3 protein-coding genes and 1 pseudogene are annotated in these 2,499 nt (G+C 53.2%); 2 read left to right on the top strand and 2 right to left on the bottom strand.

What is annotated here, in order from left to right:
• Window positions 1-261 (bottom strand): annotated as a pseudogene (locus FDW87_RS22945) (hypothetical protein); the annotation flags it as partial.
• 164 nt (window positions 262-425) lie between these two features.
• Between FDW87_RS22945 and yedE the strand changes: the two are divergent.
• On the top strand, window positions 426-1,652 hold the full coding sequence (yedE, locus tag FDW87_RS17580; RefSeq protein WP_225622987.1) for a selenium metabolism membrane protein YedE/FdhT: 1,227 nt from the start codon (window positions 426-428) through the stop codon (window positions 1,650-1,652).
• The gene (gene yedF, locus FDW87_RS17575; protein WP_000790504.1) at window positions 1,649-1,882 is read left to right on the top strand and encodes a sulfurtransferase-like selenium metabolism protein YedF; all 234 of its coding nucleotides are present in this window, start codon (window positions 1,649-1,651) and stop codon (window positions 1,880-1,882) included. Before yedE ends, yedF begins: the two co-directional genes overlap by 4 nt.
• 45 nt (window positions 1,883-1,927) lie before the next feature.
• On the opposite strand, the gene fliE is transcribed toward yedF, so the two are convergent.
• Complete coding sequence (gene fliE, locus FDW87_RS17570) at window positions 1,928-2,242, bottom strand: flagellar hook-basal body complex protein FliE (protein WP_016153486.1); 315 nt, start codon at window positions 2,240-2,242, stop codon at window positions 1,928-1,930.
• Window positions 2,243-2,499: the final 257 nt, after the last annotated feature.

Below are 2,499 nucleotides of genomic sequence, written 5' to 3'. Positions count from 1 at the left end.
GAGATCGCCAGAGATCATCGTCAGTTTCCCCGGCAGCGCGATCACTCGCTGCCACTGGCGACAATCCAGCGTGTCGCCCTCTTTTGTTACCACCAGGCTGGCAATCGCTTCCGGGCTCACCAGACTGCGTTGCGGACCTTTTGACTGCCAGTATCCTTCCAGACCGGCTGGCGCTGGCGTTTTCACCACGTCGTTATAATTTTCTACTTCGGCGCATCCGGTAAGCGCCAGAAATACAGCAACGATTGCTAATTTTTTCATCATTCATCCTGCATGCGAAGAAAATGGGATTGTGGCATTAAAGGCCTGATGTCGCCAGCCTTTCGGCAGTGTCGAGAAAGATTGATCCAGACGGTGTTACCTCTTATTACTCATAGTCAAAAATTCTGATCGGTGTAGTATCCACACTTCTTGTTACATACCTTCTGAGTTCAGAGGCACAACGCATGTCATGGCAACACTTCAAACAGGCCTGGTTAATTAAATTTTGGGCCCCCGCCCCTGCGGTCATCGCAGCGGGTATTCTCTCTACCTACTATTTCGGCATTACGGGAACCTTCTGGGCCGTTACCGGCGAATTCACTCGCTGGGGTGGTCAAATCCTGCAACTGTTTGGCGTTCACGCCGAAGAATGGGGATACTACAAGCTGATCCATCTCGAAGGCTCACCCCTGACCCGCATTGACGGCATGATGATCCTCGGTATGTTCGGGGGCTGTTTTGCTGCCGCATTGTGGGCAAACAACGTCAAATTACGCATGCCGCGCAGTCGGGTGCGCATTATGCAGGCGATAGTCGGCGGAATGATTGCCGGATTCGGCGCCCGGCTGGCAATGGGCTGCAACCTGGCCGCTTTCTTCACCGGTATTCCACAGTTCTCGCTACACGCCTGGTTTTTCGCCCTGGCAACGGCTATTGGCTCATGGTTTGGCGCACGCTTTACCCTGCTGCCGATGTTTCGTATTCCGGTCAAAATGCAGAAAGTCTCCGCCGCTTCTCCGTTAACGCAAAAGCCAGATCAGGCCCGTCGCCGTTTCCGCCTCGGCATGCTGGTGTTTATCGCCATGATCGGCTGGGCGCTCCTCACTGCGATGGATAAGCCCAAACTTGGTTTGGCCATGCTGTTTGGCGTCGGGTTCGGGCTGCTGATTGAACGGGCGCAAATCTGCTTCACCTCCGCCTTCCGCGATCTGTGGATTTCCGGTCGCACCCATATGGCGAAAGCGATCATCTTCGGGATGGCGGTCAGCGCCATCGGTATCTTTAGCTACGTACAACTGGGCGTCGAGCCTAAAATCATGTGGGCAGGTCCGAATGCGGTGATCGGCGGCTTGCTGTTCGGCTTCGGCATTGTTCTGGCGGGCGGGTGTGAAACGGGCTGGATGTACCGCGCCGTTGAAGGCCAGGTGCATTACTGGTGGGTGGGTCTGGGCAACGTTATTGGCTCGACAATTCTGGCCTACTACTGGGATGATTTTGCTCCCGCACTTGCCACCAATTGGGACAAAGTGAATCTGCTCAACACCTTCGGCCCGCTCGGTGGCCTGCTGGTAACCTATCTGCTGTTATTTACCGCGCTGATGCTCATCATCGGCTGGGAAAAACGCTTCTTCCGTCGCGCTGGGCTGACGCCTGCCAAGGAGTCTGTATGAAAAATATCGTGCCTGATTATCGCCTCGATATGGTCGGCGAGCCGTGTCCGTACCCGGCTGTCGCCACACTGGAAGCGATGCCGCAATTGAAGAAAGGTGAGATTCTGGAAGTGGTGAGCGATTGCCCGCAGTCAATCAACAATATTCCACTGGATGCGCGTAATCACGGCTATACGGTGCTGGATATTCAGCAGGATGGTCCAACGATTCGTTATTTGATTCAGAAGTAATGCAATTCTCCCGTTGCCCGACGCAGCGGGAGAATGTTCGGCTTGCTACACCTGCATCGACATCACTTCCTGATACGCCGACACCAGTTTGTTGCGCACCTGGATCCCCATCTGCATCGATACCGACGCTTTTTGCATATCGGTCATCACATCGTTCAGCGCAATACCCGGTTCACCGAGGGTAAATTTCTCAGCCTGCACACGGGACGCGGTTTGTACATCGCTGATCCTGTCTAACGCCGCATGCAGTTGACCGGCAAAGCTCACGGTCGGTTGTGGCTGCATATCCTGCATTTTTGCTGACATCGCCGTGGTCTGTAGCTGGCTGATGACTCCTTCAATCCCCTGTATTGCCGACATTCTGATCCCCTGGATAATTTTTTACGTAGTTGAGATTACCAGTTAGTCAATAAGATAAAGGCGTTAAATAACGATAAAAAACCACGGTTTTTAACGCATAGAAAAATTCGAAACCGCAAATAATGAGACCGTCAATTTTTCGAGTTTGCTGACCCGGGAGTGAGTCTTGTTCCACTTTGCAAAAAACGCCGTCCACGATAAGCCACGAGGTGCGAGATGAGTGCGACAGCATCGACTGCAACCCAGCTTAAACCTCT

Origin of the sequence: Citrobacter sp. wls826 (assembly GCF_005281245.1) — a bacterium.
Lineage (GTDB): Bacteria > Pseudomonadota > Gammaproteobacteria > Enterobacterales > Enterobacteriaceae > Citrobacter > Citrobacter braakii.
This window is presented reverse-complemented; position numbering and strand designations above follow the sequence as displayed.

Excerpts from the sequence above, each read along its gene's own strand:
- yedF (WP_000790504.1), top strand. The coding sequence starts at position 1,649 with ATGAAAAATATCGTGCCTGATTATCGCCTCGATATGGTCGGCGAGCCG.
- fliE (WP_016153486.1), bottom strand. The coding sequence starts at position 2,242 with ATGTCGGCAATACAGGGGATTGAAGGAGTCATCAGCCAGCTACAGACC.